An 817-nucleotide genomic window follows, 5' to 3' on the forward strand; every position below is an offset into this window, starting at 1 on the left:
CCGGGGAGCGGGCCAGCGGGCGGGTCAGGCCCCAGAGGCGGTGGGCCCGGCCGGAGGCGGCGGCGTGCGGGCGTACCCCTTCGGCGGCCTTCTTGCCGAGGCGTTCGATGGGGTCGACGGACTGGGCGCAGCCCGTGAGGAGCAGGGCCGTCGCGAGGACCGCGGCCGGGCCCCGCAGGCGCCTCACAGGTAGTCCTCCAGGCGGGCCACGGCGTAGCCCTCGCGCGTGACCTTGTTCAGGAAGCGGCGCATGTCGTCCACCATCGTGCCGTCCCAGTCGTCCCGGCCGCGGAAGTGGGTGAGGACGATGTCGCCGGGGTGCAGGCTGCGGTCCCAGTCGCGGTACTCCCAGTGGTCGACGAAGACCTCCTCGTCCCAGAGGGGCGCGTACTTGATGCCGCAGGCCTTGGCGGCGCGCAGGGTGTCGCCGTTGTAGTTGCCGTACGGCGGCCGGAAGACGGTGGGCGCCTTGCCGAACTGCCGCTTCATGACGGCCTGCATGCCGCAGATCTCGTCCTTCTGCTCCTCGTAGGTGAGGCCGGGCAGGTAGGGATGGGTGAGGGTGTGGTTGTCGAGGGTCACCCCGAGTGCCTGCATCCGGCGGAAGTAGCCGTAGTCCTCCTCGATGAGGTAGTTGCTGAGGAAGGCGGTGTACGGGACCTTCAGCTCGCTCATCATGCGCAGGAAGTCGGGGTCCTTCTCAGCACCGTCGTCGATGGTGAGGAAGACGATCTTCTGCTTGGTGGGGACGGTGGTGAAGACGGGCGGGAGGTCCTCCTCCTCCTGGCCGTCCACCTCGAAGCCGTCACGGGGGGTG

Annotated in this window: 1 protein-coding gene and 1 pseudogene; both read right to left on the reverse strand. The window is 69.5% G+C overall.

The features are described from left to right. Positions 1–187, reverse strand: a pseudogene (locus CCN44_RS27530) (polysaccharide deacetylase family protein); the annotation flags it as partial. After that, on the reverse strand, positions 184–817 hold a 634-nt coding region (locus CCN44_RS27535), incomplete at its 5' end, for a polysaccharide deacetylase family protein (RefSeq protein WP_086700466.1). The pseudogene CCN44_RS27530 and the gene CCN44_RS27535, both read right to left, overlap by 4 nt.

This window comes from Streptomyces tricolor, assembly GCF_002155905.1.
GTDB classification, from domain to species: domain Bacteria; phylum Actinomycetota; class Actinomycetes; order Streptomycetales; family Streptomycetaceae; genus Streptomyces; species Streptomyces tricolor.